Raw genomic sequence first — 18,485 nt, forward strand, 5'->3', positions numbered from 1 at the left:
GGAGAGAACGAGATGGATACGAATATTACTTGGCATACAGCTTCGGTTTCAAAAGATGAGAGAAGAGTGAAGAATGGACACCATAGTTTTGTAATTTGGTTTACTGGTTTATCAGCTTCGGGTAAATCTACAGTAGCGAATGCGGTCGCTCGTAAACTGTTTGAAAAGAATATTGGAAATTATGTGCTGGATGGGGATAACATTCGCCACGGTTTAAATAAAGACTTAGGATTTTCTGAAAGTGATCGCATGGAAAATATAAGACGTATTGGCGAAGTGGCAAAGTTATTTGTAGACCAAGGAGCAGTTGTCCTTACAGCATTTATTTCACCATTTCGAGTAGACCGCAAACAAGTAAGAGATTTATTAGCGGCAGATGAATTTATTGAAATTTTTGTGAAGTGTCCGATTGAAGAGTGTGAGAAACGTGATCCGAAAGGACTTTATAAAAAGGCAAGAAAAGGTGATATTAAGGATTTCACAGGTATTGATTCGCCTTATGAAGAGCCAGAGCAAGCGGAATTAATTGTAGAAACGCACAAATATTCTATTGAAGAATGTGCAGAACAAATCGTGAAGTACTTACAAGAGCGTAGTTTTATATAGGGGGATAAACAATGAGTTATGAAAAAGTATGGGCTAACAATGAAAAATTAAATCAGACCGAGAAAAATAAATTAGAAAAAGATGGCTTAGAAATTTTTAATGATATTCCTTACTATGCGGAAAATGGTTTCGAATCTATTCCGAAAGAAGAGTGGGATGCCTTTAAATGGGCAGGCTTGTATTTACAAAGACCGAAAGAAGCTGGTTATTTTATGATGCGGGTAAATATTCCGTCAGGGATTATTACAAATGCACAGGCAGAAGTACTTGCTTCTATCGCTGAAGATTATGGACGTAATGTAATAGATATTACGACGAGACAGGCGATTCAGTTTCACTGGTTAGAAATTCAGCAAATTCCAGATATTTTTAAAAGATTAGCAAGAGTTGGGTTATCTTCAGCGGGGGCTTGTGGTGATATAACGCGGAATATTACAGGTAATCCGCTTGCTGGCATTGATGCAAATGAACTATTCGATACAACGCATATTGTAAAAGAAGTATATGATTACTTCCAACATAATGAAGAGTTTTCTAACTTGCCACGTAAATTTAAAATGTCTATTAGTTCTAATATTTATAATTCAGCAAACGCAGAAATTAACTGTGTTGCATTTACGCCTGCAACGAAAGAAATAGATGGTGAGAAAAAAGTTGGTTTTCATATAAAAGTAGGTGGAGGATTATCAGCTCGACCGTATTTAGCTGATGAATTAGATGTATTCGTTTTACCAGAAGAAGTGAAGGCGGTGGCGATTGCGATTGCTACTATATTCCGTGATTTTGGATATCGTGAAAAACGTCATTTAGCTCGGTTGAAATTTCTTGTTGCGGACTGGGGAGCAGAGAAATTTAAAGAGAAACTAATAGAGTATACAGGGCCTTTACAAAGTAAAGGGGAAAGTGCACTCAAAGGATGGAATGCAGGCTATTTTTATGGTGTTCAAGACCAAAAACAAAAGGGATTAAAATATGTAGGTTTTAATGTACCGGTAGGTCGTTTACATGCAGAAGAAATGTTTGAGATTGCAAGAATCGCAAAGCAATATGGAAATGGACAAATTCGTACATGTAACTCGCAAAACTTCATTATTCCGAACGTTCCTCCAGAAAATGTAAAAGGATTACTTAGTGAACCGCTGTTTGAAGCGATATCTGCTAGCCCGAAATCATTTATTGGTCATGCGGTTTCATGTACCGGTATTGAATATTGTAATCTTGCACTAGTAGAAACGAAAGAAAGATTACGAAAAATTGCAGAATACTTAGATACACAAATTGCACTCGATGTTCCAGTTCGAATTCATATGGTAGGCTGCCCGAATTCATGTGGTCAACGTCAAATTGCTGACATTGGGCTACAAGGGGTGAAAATGAAAACGAAGGAAAAAGGTATTGTTGAAGCGTTTGAAATATACGTAGGTGGAACATTGTTAGATGGCGGTGCCTACAATCAAAAGTTAAAAGGAAAAATAGATGGCGAGGATCTACCTGATGTACTCGCATCATTTATAAGTTATTTCAAAGAGAATAAATTACCAGCCGAAACATTTTATGATTTTGTAGGTCGTGTTGGTGTAGATACATTACAAATAGCGTTAAATAACGTGCTAGAAGAAGTAATAGCGTCTTAGGAGGGACGATATGGATTTATATCGATTTGAAGCTGTGTTAGTAAATAGTATTGTTCCGATTGTTGTTGTTGCTCAAAGTGAAGAACAGGCATTTAAGCTTGCGGAGATTGAGCTTGAAAAGCATTTTTTACCGTTGCCAGAGGTAAAAGAGATTTCTTTGTTTGAAAAAAAGAAGATTCGAAAAGGTGGGGCATTTGTTATCCATGAGTAGAGATCAGTAATACGAAAAAATAAAAACTTCCATTCTTATATACGAATGGAAGTTTCATTTTAATAGTAGAAATGAGGAGAGATGATGGGAAAGGTTTATATTGTTGGAGCGGGTCCTGGCGATCCAGATTTAATTACTGTTAAAGGGTTGAAATGTATTGAGAAGGCAGATGTTATTTTATACGACCGACTTGTGAATAAAGAGCTGCTTTCATACGCAAAGCCTGACGCGGATTTAATTTATTGTGGAAAACTCCCGAATTATCACACGATGAAGCAAGAGACAATTAACACGTTTCTTATTAAGTATGCGAAAAAAGGAAAAGTTGTAACGAGGCTCAAGGGTGGCGATCCATTTGTGTTTGGTAGAGGGGGAGAAGAAGCTGAAGCATTAGCAAAGCAAGGTGTACCATTTGAAATCATTCCTGGTATTTCAGCTGGAATAGCTGCTCCTGCTTATGCGGGCATTCCAGTGACGCACCGTGATGCAAGTGCAAGTTTTGCTATTGTGACTGGGCATAGGAAAGAAGGTGCTGAAGAAGAAGTGAAATGGGAAAGTTTAGCGAAAGGTGTAGAGACTTTAGCGGTATATATGGGGGTTAGTAATTTGCCCTACATATGTGAGCAACTTATGAAGCATGGAAAAGATAAAAGTACGCCAGCTGCTATTATTGAGCAGGGGACGACGTCTATGCAACGCACAGTTGTTGGAACGTTAGGGACAATTGTAGATGTTGCGAAAAAAGAGCAAATTCAAAATCCGAGTATGATTGTAATTGGAGAGGTTGTCCGTTTTAGAGAAAAAATTCATTGGTTTGAGAAGCAGACAGAAAATGCTTATCAAGTAAGTGGAGTGTTGTAAAATGAAAGCCGTCTTATATATATGTCATGGAAGTCGTTTGAAGACAGCGAAAGAAGAGGCGATTCAATTTATTACATCGTGCATGAGCCGTATAGAAGCGACTATTCAAGAAGTTTGTTTTTTAGAGTTAGCGAATCCTTCTATTGAAGATGGTTTTCGTACATGTGTGAAGCGTGGGGCCACTGAGATTATTGCTATCCCTGTTTTTTTATTAGCGGCAGGTCATGTAAAAAAAGATATCCCTTTTGAATTGGAAAAGTTAACTAATCAATTTTCGGATGTTAAAGTGACCTATGGTAATCCGTTTGGTGTATCAGAAACACTTGTTAAATCGGTGTATAGCGGAAGTGGCATCGAACAGGAAGATAAAAATGAAGTGACGTTACTTCTTGTTGCAAGAGGGAGCAGTGATCCTGAAGTATTAAGAGATATAAACTGGATTGCTTCTTTATTTCAAACAAAAGAGAAGGTTAAAAAAGTAGAAGTTTGTTATTTAGCGGCTGCAGAGCCAAAATTTGAGGAGAAGTTAAAGGAAGTTGTAGAACGAAAAGAAAAGAACATCGTTGTACTGCCTTACTTGTTATTTACAGGTTTACTTATGAAACATATTGAGAAAGAAGTGCGCCAATATAAAGTGGAAGAGATAAAAATTAGTACATATTTAGGGAAGAATGAAGCGTTTCAAGATATGTTAATTCAGAAAACGACGGAGTTATTGAAAGGAGATCAGTATGTATCCACTTACAGTGCGAGTTAATGAGAAACGCGTTGTTGTTATTGGCGGGGGAAAAGTTGCAGGATTTAAAATTATTCCTTTACTCAAACAGGGTGCGGATATAGTTGTGATAAGTCCAGAATTAGATGCGAATTTAGTAAAACTTGTGGAAGAAAAGAAAATTCGTTGGTATCAAAGAGAATATGAAAAAAGTGATATTAAAAGTGCTTTTTTAGTTGTTGCAGCGAGTAGTGATTCAATATTAAATGAACAAGTTGCTGAAGATGCCGCTGAGAATCAATTAGTAAATGTTATTACAAATCCGGAAAGTGGTAATGTTCATTTTCCGGCAGCGATTCATCGTGGTTTACTTAATATAGCAGTTTCTACTGGGGGAGCGAGCCCGAAGCTCGCAAAAAAAATTCGAGATGATATTGCAAATAAATATGATGAGACATATGAATCGTATTTAGATTTTTTATATGAAGTAAGGTTGAAGTTAAAAGATTTACAGTTAGAAAAGAGGGAACGAAATATATTGCTCCAAGAAGTGTTGAAATCAGTATATGTGCAAAATGAGGGGAAAAGAGAAAGTTTTTTACGTGAGTTAGAGGAAAAGGTTTTAAAATAATAAAAGATAAAGTGCGCTTTACAAATATAAAAATATAATTTATAATCACAAGTAACTTCAATAGATGAAATCGATGAGCAAGAAGAGTACGTATATTTGATGCGTTCAGAGAGCTGGGGTTAGGTGGGAGCCCGGTACGATAAAATATACAGAATGGGCTTGCGAGAGGTATGTTGAACATTGTAGTAGGCAACCCGGGTTCCGCCGTTAAAAGGATAGAGTATCGGAATTATTCCTGTACTTGAACAAGTGGGATTTATCAATCCAATTGAGGTGGTACCACGGTATTTACATTACATATATCGTCCTCTACATGCATATTTGCGTGTAGGGGACTTTTTTATTTTCTAAAGGAGGTGTGCGAGTATGAAATGAAAGTGTATAATTAACAAAAGTTTAAATATTCAGAAAAGGAGAAATTATGATGAAAGAAACACAGCAATGGACGTCGAAAATAGGCTTTGTACTCGCAGCAGCCGGAGCCGCAGTAGGTCTTGGTGCGATATGGAAATTTCCATATGTTGCAGGTAATGGCGGGGGAGGCGCATTCTTCCTTGTATTTTTACTATTAACTTTATTTATAGGTATGCCTCTTCTAATAGCGGAGTTTGTTATTGGACGTAGCACGCAAAAAGAGGCGGTTACAGCTTATAAAGTACTAGTGCCAAATAGCAAATTATATCCTTGGATTGGTCGTATGGGAGTTGTTACTTGTTTTAGTGTACTATCTTTTTATAGTGTTGTAGGTGGATGGATTTTACTTTATTTATATTATAGTGTGACAGGAAGTTTCTGGAATGGTGCAGCTGATTATGGACGATTGTTCGGTGAAACGATTTCAAATCCATTAAGTGCGATTGGAGCACAATTTATCTTTATGCTTTGTACGATTTTTGTTGTAAGTAAAGGTGTAGAGAAAGGTATAGAAAAGGCAAGTAAGTACATGATGCCGCTATTATTTATTTTATTTATTGCGATTATTGTTCGTGCGTTAACACTCGATGGTGCTTTTGCTGGAGTAGAGTTCTTCTTAAAACCAGATTTTTCAAAGCTTACAGCAGATACAATTTTATATGCGATGGGACAATCTTTCTTCTCGCTAACTGTAGGTGCCTCGGTAATGGTAACGTATAGTTCGTATTTAAAGAAAGAGGAACATTTAGCGAAATCGGCAACATCTATTGTAAGTTTAACTGTTTTTGTTACAGTACTTGCAGGATTAGCAATTTTCCCAGCGATTTTCGCATTAGGAGTTAAGCCGACTGAAGGACCGGGATTACTGTTTATCGTCCTTCCAGCAGTATTTGCAAAAATACCATTTGGTCAATTTTTCTTTATTATGTTTTTAATTTTATTCTTCTTTGCGACTTTAACATCAGCAATTTCAATGCTTGAAATTGTAGTAGCATCTGTTGCGAAAGGTAATGAGAAGAAGCGTCCGTCAGCATCATTATTAATTGGTATTCTTATTTTTGCAGTCGGTATTCCATCAGCGTTATCATTTGGGATTATGAGTGACGTGAAAATATTTGGGAAAACATTCTTTGATTTAGTCGACTTTTCGGTAAGTAACGTATTGCTGCCGTTAGGAGTACTAGCTATTTCATTATTTGTACCAAATAAAATGAGTAAAGAGTTGTTGATGAAAGAATTAGAAGTGACGGAAACGAAAGGGAAAACGTTATTTAACATTTGGTTCTTCTTACTTCGTTATGTTATTCCGGTAACTGTAATAATTGTATTTTTAAATGCGATAGGTGTATTTAAAATGTTTGCATAAAAAAGGCGGGGATCTCCCGTCTTTTTTTATGTTGATGAATGTAATAGACGATTATACGCTTTATAGGCTGTGGTGACTGTGAGGAATGAACCGATTAAAAATAAAACTGAGCCGCCAAATGTAAATATCCGGCCAATATACGTTTCTCTAGCTTCTTCTATTTTTTGTTGTAATTGCGTATTCATATGGATCACCTCATAAACTATAGGCATTTAGTTATAGTCTATGTAGAATGCCTATATTGTGTGAAGTGTAAATGAAAAACCTCGGTAGGCACCGAGGTTTTTTATAATCCGATATAAGGAGATGGGTCAACTGCGTTTGTCTTGCCGACATTCCATTCTCCAAGATGAAGTTCGAAGTGTAAATGTTGTCCGTATGATTGGCCCGTATTCCCCATAAATCCAAGCTGATCGCCTTGTTTTACAGTTTGTCCATTCGATACAGAACGACTATTCATATGAGCATATACTGTCGTATATGTTTTTCCGTTTATACGGTGAGATAAATACACTACGTTTCCGTAACTAGATGATAATTCTGAGCGAATAACAACGCCATCTGCAGCAGCGATAATTGGAACCGTTCCCGAAGCAGCGATGTCAATTCCTTTATGGTTATCTAAAGAACGTACACCAAATCCGGAAGTTTTTGATCCAGCTGCTGGTTTGATAAAACCACCGATATTTGTATCATGTGGTGTTGGGGCCGCTTGAGCAGATTTAGTAGCTTGTTGTTTGCGAGCCTCTTCTGCCTGGCGGGCTTCTTCCGCTTTACGAGCTTCTTCCGCCCGTTTTTCTTCTTCAATTGCTTTTTGAACAGCTTGACGTTGATTTTCTAAAATGCCTTTGGATTCTTCTAATCCTTCAATCTCTGAATCTACTTTTGCTACTTTCGTATGTAGATCGTTAATAAGAGTTTGTTGCTGCTGTTGGTTATTTTGTAATTCTTGTTGTTTTTGTTCTAGTTTTTGTTCAGAGTCTTTCAGTTGTTGTTCTTTTTTCTCAACAGCCTCTTTTTCTGTCGTTACAGCATTTTGATCAGATGTTTGTTTTTTTACAATATCTGTATCGTTGTTTAATATTAAACTTACGGAGTACATATTATCAACAAGATCAGCAATGTTTGTAGAGTTTGTTAATACTTCTGTAATGATATTTGTACGCGGTTTTTCTTGCATAGATTGTAATCGTTGTTTAATAACTTCCTGACGTGTATCTATGTTTGTTTGTAATTGTTCTATATGTTTCTTTTTGTCAGTAATTACTTGTTGTGTTTTGCTAATTTCTTTTTTTGTATCGTTTAATTCAGTCTCATTTTTATTAATAGAAGTAGTTAATTCATCGATTTTCTTCTGTAACTCTTGAATTTCTTTTTCTATTTGTTCTTTCTCGACTGATTTATTTTGTAAGTCACTTTGTTTGCCTTCTAATTCAGATTGAATGTTAGATAATTTATCTTGATTCGTTTCAGCGTATACGGGTGAAAGTAACGGGGAAGTAAAAATCGTTCCTGCTGCTAAAACACTAAACGCTGCAAATTTCTTTTTCATTGTTGTCTGGCTCCTTTCCCTATGAATGTTATATATCATAAGAAGAAAGGTGTCTATCGTTGTAATCATAATGTAAAGAAAATTTTATAAAATTGCTAAGTTTTGTCGGAATTTATCATTTTTCAACTGTAATTGTCATAGTGCTCGCATTTTATTCATCTGTGTAACAAAGGTATATTTTGGGATTTATCTGTAAAATGAAGGAGGAAAGTAATCTTTTTTATGAGGTGAAATATTGCTTGGAAAGCTAATAAAACACTAGTGAGGAATCGTTCTCATGTTAGGTTTTCTGACATGGGTCTGCTTTTTGTCAAGAAAATTATTTGTGTTCGGGCAAAGTTATTTTGTTGTCAGATTTAAATTTTTGATTTATGATTTTTAACAGGGACAAAATGTAGTGAATTGTCGAATAATATGTAATACTCTTAATTTCTTAGTTTTATAGAGATAGAATGAGAGATAGAGTGACACATCGAAGAGGGGGTTACAACAAATATGAAAAGAATAGGACTTGCATGGCAAATATTAATAGGACTTGCGCTTGGTATTGCGGTTGGTGCGATTTTCTTTGATAATCCAGCTGTTGTGAAGTACTTACAACCAATTGGTGATATTTTCATCCGATTAATTAAAATGATCGTTGTGCCAATTGTTGTAGCAAGTATTGTTGTTGGGGTTGCTGGTGTTGGCGATGTTAAAAAACTAGGTCGACTAGGCGGAAAAACAATTATTTACTTTGAAATCATTACAACAATTGCAATTATTGTCGGTCTATTAATAGCGAATATTTTCCAACCAGGAAAAGGCGTAAATATGGAGCAGTTAACAAAGACAGATATTTCGAAATATACACATACGACAGAGCAAGTACAAAGTCATTCATTTGCAGATACATTTGTAAATATTGTTCCAACGAACATTATGAAGTCGTTAGCTGACGGAGATATGCTAGCTATTATCTTCTTCTCTGTACTATTTGGTTTAGGTGTAGCAGCAATTGGTGAAAGAGGAAGACCAGTTCTTCAATTTTTCCAAGGTGTGGCTGACGCAATGTTTTACGTAACAAACCAAGTTATGAAATTTGCACCATTTGGTGTGTTTGCACTAATTGGTGTTACAGTTTCTACATTTGGTCTTGCTTCATTAATTCCATTAGGGAAATTACTAATTGTCGTATATGGAGCAATGATCTTCTTCGTCGTAGTTGTCTTAGGACTTACAGCGAAAATATTTGGAATTAATATTTTCCAATTCTTTAAGATTTTAAAAGACGAGCTGATTTTAGCGTATTCTACAGCAAGCTCAGAAACAGTTTTACCAAAAATCATGGAGAAAATGGAGAAATTCGGTTGTCCGAAAGCAATTACATCTTTCGTTATTCCGACAGGTTATTCATTTAACTTAGATGGATCAACTTTATATCAAGCAATTGCGGCTATTTTCTTAGCGCAAATGTACGGTATTGATTTATCTATTACACAACAAATTACATTATTGCTTGTATTAATGGTTACATCAAAAGGGATCGCAGGTGTACCGGGCGTATCATTCGTTGTATTATTAGCGACACTTGGTACAGTAGGTATTCCACCTGAAGGCTTAGCGTTCATTGCTGGTATTGACCGTATTTTAGATATGGCTCGTACAGCAGTTAACGTTGTAGGAAACTCTTTAGCAGCTGTAGTTATGTCTAAGTGGGAAGGTCAATATGACGCTGAAAAAGGACAAGCTTATTTAAAAGAGATTTCTGAAAAGGGTCAAGCGGCTTAATTATAATATGAACAAGCTCTCACATAATATGTGGGAGCTTTTCTGTATATAGAAGAGGAGCAGACATAATGAAACGTAAATATGGTGACGGTTCTTCGTGGAAGAGACTAATAGAAAAGAGTTATACGGTTAAGCAAATGGAAGAGGGAATGCTCGGAATACTGGATATAAAAAAGGTGAGAGAGCCTAGTTGTAAAGAATATGATGGTGAAGAACTTTGTATTGCAGCAGATCAGTATATGTGGATTCAATATTTCATAGACGGGAAAAACTTTGCGATTACCGCTATGTTAGATGATCAGAAAAAATTAGTGCAATATTATATCGATGTGGTGAAAGAATATAAAATAGACGATCGTGGTTTACCGTATTTTGATGATTTATATTTAGATGTAGTATTATTATCTAGCGGTAAGGTGTATGTATTAGATGAAGAGGAGCTAGAGGATGCTTATAAAAGTGGTGATGTCACGAAGGAAGAGTATGATCTAGCTTGGTACACTACGAAATGGATATTAGCAACAATAAAAAATAGTGAATTTTATTGGATTTCAATATTGGAAGAAGAAATCGAAAAGTTAAAATGATTGTTGTATTCAAATTTTTGTATAATTACCAAAAAAATCTATACAAAAAATAATTGACTTTTGTTTTGTAAGCGAGTAAAGTTAGGGAAGAAATTATTATTAAAAAATAAATATGAAACCTTCTTATAAAGAGAGGCGGAGGGACTGGCCCTACGATGCCTCGGCAGCGGACTCGATTTCAGAGTGCTGTGCCAAATCCAGCAAGCGTGTGCTTGAAAGATGAGAAGAGTGTTTCTTATAGATGTATAAGACCTCTTCTCATCGGAAGAGGTCTTTTGTTATTCATTAGAAAAAGGTTGAAACTAGGGAGAGATGGTACTTTGAAAGAAACGAGAGGAAATGGTTTAGCTTTATTACCACTTGGGATATTTTTGGCGCTATTTATTGGTTCTGGAATTATTACAGGTGATTTCTATAAATTGCCGATACTTGTAGCGATTTCAATTGCTGTAGGAGTCGCTTTAGTGATGAATCGTAAAGAAAGTTTTAATGTGAAAGTAGAGCGGTTCGCTAAAGGTGCAGGAAATCCGGATATTATGATTATGGTATTAATTTTTGTGCTTGCAGGTGCGTTTTCTGAAACTGCTAAAGGAATGGGCGGAGTAGACTCAACTGTTAATTTAGCGTTAACTATTTTACCGCCAGGATTTATCGTAGCTGGAATCTTTGTTATTGGTGCATTTATTTCATTAGCGATGGGAACTTCAATGGGAACAATTGCAGCATTAGCGCCGATTGCTGTAGGTATTAGTGGTCAAACTGATATCTCAATTGCGCTTGCAATGGCTACTGTTGTTGGCGGAGCGATGTTTGGTGATAATTTATCATTTATTTCAGATACAACAATCGCAGCTGTTCGTTCACAAGGAACAGAAATGAAAGATAAGTTTAAAACGAACTTTTTAATTGTGTTACCAGCGGCTATTATTACAATTGTACTATTAGTAATAGTTACTTCAGGAAGTGACACGCAGATTAAAGCACATAGCTTTGATTGGATAAAGATTTTACCGTACGCAGGAGTACTTATTACAGCGCTACTTGGCTGGAATGTACTTATTGTATTAACTGGTGGAACTGTACTATCTGGTGTTATCGGCCTTATAGATGGAAGTTACACGTTAGAAAGTTTCTTTAAAAGTGTAACGACTGGAATGGGCGGTATGATGGAGTTAGTATTACTTGCTATATTAATTGGCGGTATGGTTGAATTAATCCAATATAATGGTGGTATTCAATATTTAATGAATGTATTAACACGTAATATTCGTTCGAAAAAAGGAGCGGAATTTGGTATTGCTGGTTTAGTGAGTATGACGAATATGTGTACAGCGAATAATACGATTTCAATTATCTTTACAGGCCCGCTTGCAAAAAATATTGCAGATCAATATGAAATAGATCCTCGTAAATCAGCGAGTGTATTAGATCTTTTCTCATGTTGTGTGCAAGGATTAATTCCGTACGGTGCCCAAATGTTAACGGCAGCAGGATTTGCAGCGTTATCTCCGGTTGAATTGTTGCCATATGCATTTTATCCAATCTTAGTTGGAGTATGTGGGATTGTTTCTATTTTAATTGGGTTTCCAAGGTTTTCGAAAGTAGCTGAGAAAAAAGAGTATCATAAAACAGCTTAATTTAATATGAATGTTAGTAATTAAAAAACGTGCAGAGAATAGACTCTGCACGTTTTTTTGCGTAAAGGGCTGAATATGACTCGGTCTTAAGTCTGAGTTAAAAACGGTTCTTAAGCTCGTTATGGAAAGATGAAAAAATAGTTAAGATAAGAGTATCAAATCGAAGGGAGGCAAGCACAAGATGAAACAATTTCTAGCGTTTATCGCAGCCGGTATTTTGGCTTTAATTGCTCTTGGTAGTCTTGCTGGTATTGTAGGATTCGCAATCGGAGCAGGAGTTGTATATTGGAGCTATAAATCATTTGTGCGAGCTAAATCATTTTTTGGAAAGTTAGCTTGGGGTATTGTTGGTTTAATCGGTTTATCCATTGCACTTTCTCATTCGCCAGCATTAATCGGTATCGCTGCTTTAGTGGTTTTATACTACGGATACCGTGAGTGGAAAAAAGAAAAAGATGTAGTTGTTGAATCTGCTCCAGAAAGTTCTAAACCATATAGTAACTTTGAAGATGAGTGGAACAAATTAATGAAAAACTAAAACAATAAATCAAATTATAAATAAAGTAGAAGAGAGGAAGATTTATAATGAAACAATCTTTATTCGGACGTGTACGCGATGCAATTTTAGCTGATTTTCATAACGTGTTAGATGAGAAGGAAAGAAAAAATCCAATTGCGATGTTAAACCAATATTTACGTGATAGTGAGCGTGAAATAACAAAAATTGAGAAGTTAATTGAGCGTCATAAAACATTAAAATCTAATTTTGCTCGTGAGCTTGAGCAAGCACGTTATTTCGTTAATAAAAGATCAAAGCAAGCTATCATTGCTCAAGAAGCAGACGAATTACAATTGCACGAACGTGCGTTAGAAGAGGTAGCTTATTATGAAGGGCAAGTAACTCGATTAGAAGAAATGTATGCAGGTGTTGTAGAGCAAATTGATGAGTTAGAGCGTCGTCTTTCTGAAATGAAAAATAAATTAAAAGAAATGCACGCAAAGCGCATGGAACTAATGGCACGTGAAAATATGGCACATGCAAATCGTCGTATGAATACTGCGATGCATAAAATGGATGAAAATAATCCGTTCTTACGATTTGAAGAGATTGAAGATCATATTCGTGACTTAGAAACTCGTATGAATGAAGAGCATGAGCGTGACACGTTTGATATGAAAATTGCAAAACTTGAGCGTGAAATGAAAGAAAAGAATGATGTATCGTTAACGAAAGAGTTAACAAAATAATAGTAGTATATTATAAAACAGGCTTATGATATAGTGATAGGAGAAAAGGTGTTGGAAAGCAATGCCTTTTCTTCTATGTATATGTGACAAGAAGGGGGGAGCTGAAATGAAGAAACATTTTTCAAAGACACAATTAATGGGGATGCTCCTCATCATATTTGGATTCGGTCTTTTTCTTGATATGATACTTGGACATTTTGAACCAGGTGGTCTCATTTTTGCATTTATTATGCTTATGTTTGGAAGGCATTATCGTAAAAAGAATCGTTATGTACGGGGAAATGTATTTTTATTTGTTGGTGGTATTGTATTTTTATTTTTCTTATTTTCATCAGCAGCATTTGTTCTTGTCGTATTTGCTTGTTTAGCTTTAATTGGTTATCAATTGATTCAACAAGGGCATCAGCAAAAAGCAATGAAGGTTGAAATTAAAGAAAAAGGGATTATAGACGAAGAGAAGCAAATATATCGTACAGAAACATATTTGAAAAATATGTTTGTAGGCAATGTACGAATGATGGATCATATTTATGAACTTGAGGATATTAATGTTCAATATGGTGCTTGTGATGTGGAAATAGATTTAACAACTGCTATGATTCCAGAAGGGGAAACGGTAATTGTTATTCGGGGTGTCGTTGGTAATATTCGTTTATATGTGCCATATGATATTGAACTTTCTTTAAATCATTCTGTTATTGTCGGACGTGTGCTCTTGCCAGGTCATGAAGAGACAGGGTTTAACCGCAATGTTACATTTAGAACAGAGCAGTATAAAGAGGCTCCTCGTCGTATTAAAATTATTTCTTCGCTTGTCGTAGGCGACACGGAAGTGAGGAAAGTATAATGAAGAAACAAAAAAATATTTCGTGGATGTATATTCGTTATTCTATGTTGTCCTCTGTTAGTATCGCACTCATTTGTACAATTGTATATGTATGGAAAAGCGAGCAACAAGTGTATGATTTATTATGGAAGGAATCCATCGCTTCTGTTCCAATTGGCTTGTTTATTATGACTACAAGTTTACTTATCGGGGGAATTGTAGGATATGCAATCGGTTATTATATAGAGCAGCGTATACAAGGATTAAATACTTTTCTATTTGAAGTAGAGCGAGGGAATTTTCCGAGCGATGTTTCGTTTACTGCAGATGATGAATTTCATGAAGTGGAACGAAAAGTAATCGTTCTGGCTCGTCGATTAGAGGAGCAAGCTGGACTCTTTCAAAAAGTAACGAATGAACGAGCTCATTGGAATGAAGAGATGAGACAAGAAGCGATTTCTCAAGAAAGGCATCGTTTAGCAAGGGAGTTGCATGATTCAGTAAGTCAGCAGCTTTTCGCAATGTCGATGATGATGTCAGCGATTAATGAACAAATAACTGAATTTCCAGATGTGACAAAAAAACAATTGCAACTTGTTGAAAATATGGTTGTAAATGCTCAATCAGAAATGAGAGCATTGCTCCTTCATTTACGTCCTGTACAATTGGAAGGTAAGAAACTGACAGAAGGTATAGAGGAATTATTAACGGAATTATCGCGAAAACAACATATGAAAATTGAATGGCTTATTGAGTCAATAGAATTAAAAAAAGGTGTAGAAGATCATTTATTCCGTATTGTGCAAGAAGCGCTATCAAACACGTTGCGACACGCGAAGGCAAAGAAAACAGAAGTGCGCCTTCGAAAAATTGATCAATATGCGATTTTAAAAATCATTGATGACGGCGTTGGGTTTGAAGTAGGGGTTAATAAGGCTGGTTCATATGGCCTAAGATCGATGCAAGAGCGTGTTCATGAAATTGGTGGGACACTTAAGGTACTTAGTTTCCCGGCCAAAGGTACACAAATAGAAGTAAAAGTACCGATCATGATTGAGAGAGGGGGAGAAGTATGATAAAAGTATTGCTTGTCGATGATCATGAAATGGTTCGTATGGGTGTATCGGCATATTTATCTACACAGCCAGATATTGAAGTAGTAGGGGAAGCTGAGAATGGAAGAAAAGGATCAGAATTAGCATTGCAATTAAGGCCGGATATTATTTTAATGGACCTTGTTATGGATGAGATGGATGGTGTCGAAGCAACACGTGCTATTATTCAAGAATGGCCAGAAGCAAAAATTGTAGTTGTAACAAGCTTTTTAGATGACGAAAAATTGTATCCTGTTATTGAGGCTGGGGCGACCAGTTACTTATTAAAAACATCAAGAGCAAGTGATATTGCTGATGCTGTACGAGCTACTTATGATGGAGAAACAGTATTAGAGCCGAAAGTTACCGGGAAAATGATGTCCCGTATGCGTCAAAAGAAAGAGCAACCTTTGCATGATGATTTAACGGAAAGAGAGTTTGAGATTTTGTTATTAATTGCAGAGGGAAAAAGTAATCAAGAGATTGCGGACGAGTTATTTATTGCACTGAAAACGGTAAAGACACATGTGAGTAATATATTAAATAAATTGAATGTAAGTGACCGTACTCAGGCGGTTATTTATGCATTTAGGCATCAATTAACGAAGTGATAAAGTGAAACTTTAATCAGTGGGGAGGTTGTTCCTCTCCCACTGATTATCAGCCCTCACCAATCGGGCTTTTACGGGCAGTTAATGCGGGATAAAGTAAAACTTTAATTGGTGGGGAATTCCTCGCTGATTATTGGCTCGATACAATATAGATTTGGCGTTAAAACAATTGAATGTTTTTATTGACGATAAAAAAATGTAAGCGTTATCATTTGGGTGTTAACAGTACATATAAAGGGGAGAATGTATATGTTAGTTCAAACTATATTCGGAATGGATAAGTCTAAAAAATTAGGGGATTATGTGAACGCATTACAAGCGCTTTGTGAACAATATAATGTTGAAACAGATAAAATTGCGATTATTGAGGCAACAGAGGAATACTATTTATTTTTAGTAAAGCAAGAAGAGCGCTATGATGTTGTCAAGGTAGAAACAGTTGATACAAATATTGAATATTATACGAAGGCTTATAAAATAAGCAGTTTTAATCATGCTGCGTATCAAATGTAAAAAAACTCCCTTTTGGGAGTTTTTTTAGGAGGCTTTTACTTCGTGAGATTCGGTTACTAATGGAACTTTTTTCGTACCGCTTAACCTAGCCGTTGCAAGACCAATAAGACCTCCTACTAATGCTGGTATTAGCCAGCCGATTCCTTCATTATATAAAGGGATAAATTCAAAATATGGTGTGATAAATGAAACTGAAATACCACCTTGTTTTAATCCATCAAATACGCTCACTACAGCTGCTCCAATTAAAGCACCTACATAAACAGAGCGGTATCCACCGAAGTATTTATGAAGTAATGATAGTAGTACGAGTACAATCGCAATTGGATACACAACAAGTAGAATTGGAACAGAGATTGCGATAATTTTCGTTAAACCTAAGTTGGCAACTAGTAATCCTAATGCGCAAATGATACTCGCGAACGTTTTGTATGAAAATGTAGTCAATAATGTTGAAAAATATTGGCTGCACGCAGATACGAGTCCAACGCATGTCGTTAAACAAGCGAGTGTAACGATAAGAGATAATAGGAGCAAACCGTATGGACCGAATAATTGTTGTACGATAACAGTAAGTAGCTGTCCGCCATTTTTTGCATATCCGAGCGAGACGCTAGTTGCCCCAAGCCAGCCGAGTGCACCGTATACAAGTACGAGCCCTGTAGCGGCAATAAGCCCTGCTTTTGCTGTGGCGATGGCAATGGACTTACGATCATTCACACCTTTAGAGCGAATTGCATTTACAACGATAATTCCGAATGCAAGTGCTGAAATAGTGTCCATTGTTAAGTAGCCTTCCATAAAGCCTTTGAAGATTGGAGAAGTTTGATACTCTTGCATCGCTGGTCCTGATTGCCCAAGTGGTGTAAATACACTTTTAACAAATAATAAGAAAATAGAGAGTAATAAAATAGGTGTTAATACATTTCCAATACGATCAACAAGTTTAGATGGATTCAAACTCAGCCAAAATACGATAGTAAAGAAGATGATTGTATATACAAATAGCACTAGGCTGCTAGAGCGGATTGTTTCTGGCAAGAAAGAACTAACCCCCATTTCATAAGCGACATTTGCAACACGTGGAATGCCCATGGATGGACCGATGGCAATGTATACAACTACTGTAAAGAAAATTCCGAATAATGGATGGACATGACTTGCAAGTTGCTGCATTCCATTTCCTGATAGAGAAATTGCGATAACAGTAAGTAGTGGTAAGCCAACTCCTGTTAGTAAAAATCCAATCATTGCTGGCCAAAAGTTTTCACCTGCGTTTTGCCCAAGCATGGGAGGGAAAATTAAATTACCTGCCCCAAAAAATAAAGAAAATAGCATAAGACCCGTGAAAAAAATATGTTTTTTTGATACAGTGTTCATTGTTTTTCCTCCTTTTTCATTCATTTGTAAGAACACAAAAAACTCGTCCCTAAAGAAAGGGACGAGTTATATTTACCCGCGATACCACCCTAATTTACACATGTAGAAATAAATCTATATGTATACGGCTTTGCAACGTACAACATGATACGTGTTCCTTGTAACGGGGGACGGCCGGTAAGAACTTACTGTAACATTCGGTTCTACTTCTCGGAGATGATTTTCGGTTACGCACTGAACGTTGGCTTTCAGCAAATCGCCAACTCTCTGGGGAACAGTTCTATAACGTACTCGTTCTCGTCAATGAATTTTTATTCAAGTATTCTGACAGTATTGTTGCATGTTTTTTTTAGAAAGTCAATATGTTTTTTGGAAGATATATTTATATACGGAAATATCGAAAGTGATATTCGTTGTTGTAAAGGGAATGATGAATTGTAAAATGGAAGTAAAAATTTGCGGAGAATTGTAAAATTTATAGAGAAAATTGATATTTATAGGAGTGAAGAAGGGATTGTTTGAATTTATAGAGAATAATACAACAATCCACTTGCTGGAAAGAACAAACCAAAAGAGGTGACTGAAATGCTTGCGATGGGAGTATTATTTGGCATTATTGCTATAATTGGTTTTATGTGGTTATATTATTCGCGTTCGTTTAAACAAGCAGAAGTTTTACTCTTTCAAAAAGGTAGTTTGTTGACAAATCAGTCTAGATATTTAGTATGTCCGAAGTGTGGAAGTGCACAGGCCAGAAGTGGAGGATATCAAGAGTGTTGCAAAATTAGATTATGAAAGAAAGGAAGCCTCACATTATTTTGTGAGGCTT

At 36.1% G+C, this 18,485-nt stretch carries 20 protein-coding genes, 1 riboswitch and 2 other annotated features; of the genes, 17 read left to right on the top strand and 3 right to left on the bottom strand.

Features of this window, described 5'->3' with window-relative positions; genetic code table 11:
* Window positions 1-12 precede the first annotated feature (12 nt).
* The 7 genes from cysC (at window position 13) to MR136_RS15800 (ending at window position 6,438) form a co-directional block, all read left to right on the top strand.
* A complete protein-coding gene (gene cysC / locus MR136_RS15770; RefSeq protein WP_000380499.1) occupies window positions 13-606 on the top strand; it encodes an adenylyl-sulfate kinase in 594 nt (197 codons plus the stop codon).
* Window positions 607-617: 11 nt separating this feature from the next.
* Window positions 618-2,240: a nitrite/sulfite reductase gene (locus MR136_RS15775; RefSeq protein WP_000119621.1), complete on the top strand. Its 1,623-nt coding sequence runs from the start codon at window positions 618-620 to the stop codon at window positions 2,238-2,240.
* A gap of 10 nt (window positions 2,241-2,250) precedes the next feature.
* On the top strand, window positions 2,251-2,451 hold the full coding sequence (locus MR136_RS15780) for a DUF3906 family protein (protein WP_000366914.1): 201 nt from the start codon (window positions 2,251-2,253) through the stop codon (window positions 2,449-2,451).
* A gap of 84 nt (window positions 2,452-2,535) precedes the next feature.
* Window positions 2,536-3,312: a uroporphyrinogen-III C-methyltransferase gene (cobA, locus tag MR136_RS15785; RefSeq protein WP_000521262.1), complete on the top strand. Its 777-nt coding sequence runs from the start codon at window positions 2,536-2,538 to the stop codon at window positions 3,310-3,312.
* A 1-nt stretch (window position 3,313) separates the two neighbouring features.
* A complete protein-coding gene (locus tag MR136_RS15790; RefSeq protein WP_242259520.1) occupies window positions 3,314-4,069 on the top strand; it encodes a sirohydrochlorin chelatase in 756 nt (251 codons plus the stop codon).
* Window positions 4,044-4,658 (top strand): NAD(P)-binding protein, encoded by a 615-nt coding sequence (locus MR136_RS15795; RefSeq protein WP_000283356.1) that lies wholly within the window; start codon window positions 4,044-4,046, stop codon window positions 4,656-4,658. The genes MR136_RS15790 and MR136_RS15795 overlap by 26 nt, the downstream gene beginning before the upstream one ends.
* A gap of 64 nt (window positions 4,659-4,722) precedes the next feature.
* Window positions 4,723-4,971, top strand: a binding site (T-box leader).
* Window positions 4,972-5,082: 111 nt separating this feature from the next.
* The gene (locus tag MR136_RS15800) at window positions 5,083-6,438 is read left to right on the top strand and encodes a sodium-dependent transporter (RefSeq protein WP_017673035.1); all 1,356 of its coding nucleotides are present in this window, start codon (window positions 5,083-5,085) and stop codon (window positions 6,436-6,438) included.
* A gap of 26 nt (window positions 6,439-6,464) precedes the next feature.
* Here the strand turns inward: MR136_RS15800 and MR136_RS15805 are convergent, their stop codons facing one another.
* On the bottom strand, window positions 6,465-6,623 hold the full coding sequence (locus MR136_RS15805) for a hypothetical protein (RefSeq protein WP_017673034.1): 159 nt from the start codon (window positions 6,621-6,623) through the stop codon (window positions 6,465-6,467).
* 101 nt (window positions 6,624-6,724) lie between these two features.
* Entirely contained in the window at window positions 6,725-7,990 is a 1,266-nt protein-coding gene (locus MR136_RS15810; RefSeq protein ID WP_017673033.1) for a murein hydrolase activator EnvC family protein, read from the bottom strand.
* Window positions 7,991-8,485: 495 nt separating this feature from the next.
* On the opposite strand from MR136_RS15810, the gene gltP reads away from it, so the two are divergent.
* The 9 genes from gltP to MR136_RS15855 all read left to right on the top strand — a co-directional run bounded on the left by gltP (window position 8,486) and on the right by MR136_RS15855 (window position 16,276).
* Window positions 8,486-9,760 carry a glutamate/aspartate:proton symporter GltP gene (gene gltP, locus MR136_RS15815; protein ID WP_000821126.1) on the top strand — a complete coding sequence of 425 codons (1,275 nt, stop codon included), beginning with the start codon at window positions 8,486-8,488 and terminating at the stop codon, window positions 9,758-9,760.
* A gap of 68 nt (window positions 9,761-9,828) precedes the next feature.
* Window positions 9,829-10,347, top strand: coding sequence for a ribonuclease FAU-1 family protein (locus tag MR136_RS15820; RefSeq protein ID WP_017673032.1), 519 nt, complete (start codon window positions 9,829-9,831; stop codon window positions 10,345-10,347).
* A 120-nt stretch (window positions 10,348-10,467) separates the two neighbouring features.
* Window positions 10,468-10,573: riboswitch (SAM riboswitch) on the top strand.
* A 94-nt stretch (window positions 10,574-10,667) separates the two neighbouring features.
* Window positions 10,668-11,984, top strand: a complete 1,317-nt coding sequence (locus tag MR136_RS15825; RefSeq protein ID WP_000665496.1) for a Na+/H+ antiporter NhaC family protein — start codon at window positions 10,668-10,670, stop codon at window positions 11,982-11,984.
* 181 nt (window positions 11,985-12,165) lie between these two features.
* A complete protein-coding gene (locus MR136_RS15830; protein WP_000808640.1) occupies window positions 12,166-12,522 on the top strand; it encodes a lmo0954 family membrane protein in 357 nt (118 codons plus the stop codon).
* Window positions 12,523-12,569: 47 nt separating this feature from the next.
* Complete coding sequence (locus tag MR136_RS15835) at window positions 12,570-13,232, top strand: PspA/IM30 family protein (protein ID WP_000814124.1); 663 nt, start codon at window positions 12,570-12,572, stop codon at window positions 13,230-13,232.
* 106 nt (window positions 13,233-13,338) lie between these two features.
* The gene (liaF, locus tag MR136_RS15840; RefSeq protein WP_000716095.1) at window positions 13,339-14,079 is read left to right on the top strand and encodes a cell wall-active antibiotics response protein LiaF; all 741 of its coding nucleotides are present in this window, start codon (window positions 13,339-13,341) and stop codon (window positions 14,077-14,079) included.
* Window positions 14,079-15,134 (top strand): sensor histidine kinase, encoded by a 1,056-nt coding sequence (locus MR136_RS15845; protein ID WP_098584452.1) that lies wholly within the window; start codon window positions 14,079-14,081, stop codon window positions 15,132-15,134. Before liaF ends, MR136_RS15845 begins: the two co-directional genes overlap by 1 nt.
* Window positions 15,131-15,763: a response regulator gene (locus MR136_RS15850; protein WP_000598707.1), complete on the top strand. Its 633-nt coding sequence runs from the start codon at window positions 15,131-15,133 to the stop codon at window positions 15,761-15,763. Before MR136_RS15845 ends, MR136_RS15850 begins: the two co-directional genes overlap by 4 nt.
* A 243-nt stretch (window positions 15,764-16,006) precedes the next feature.
* Entirely contained in the window at window positions 16,007-16,276 is a 270-nt protein-coding gene (locus MR136_RS15855) for a DUF3992 domain-containing protein (protein WP_107992272.1), read from the top strand.
* Between the two features lie 24 nt (window positions 16,277-16,300).
* Here MR136_RS15855 and brnQ3 read toward each other — a convergent pair whose 3' ends face one another.
* On the bottom strand, window positions 16,301-17,656 hold the full coding sequence (gene brnQ3, locus MR136_RS15860; protein ID WP_001099177.1) for a branched-chain amino acid transport system II carrier protein BrnQ3: 1,356 nt from the start codon (window positions 17,654-17,656) through the stop codon (window positions 16,301-16,303).
* Between the two features lie 54 nt (window positions 17,657-17,710).
* Window positions 17,711-17,969: a binding site (T-box leader), on the bottom strand.
* 272 nt (window positions 17,970-18,241) lie between these two features.
* On the opposite strand from brnQ3, the gene MR136_RS15865 reads away from it, so the two are divergent.
* Entirely contained in the window at window positions 18,242-18,451 is a 210-nt protein-coding gene (locus tag MR136_RS15865) for a hypothetical protein (protein WP_000880630.1), read from the top strand.
* Window positions 18,452-18,485 lie beyond the last annotated feature (34 nt).

Origin of the sequence: Bacillus cereus group sp. BfR-BA-01311, assembly GCF_022664295.1 — a bacterium.
Lineage (GTDB): Bacteria > Bacillota > Bacilli > Bacillales > Bacillaceae_G > Bacillus_A > Bacillus_A cereus.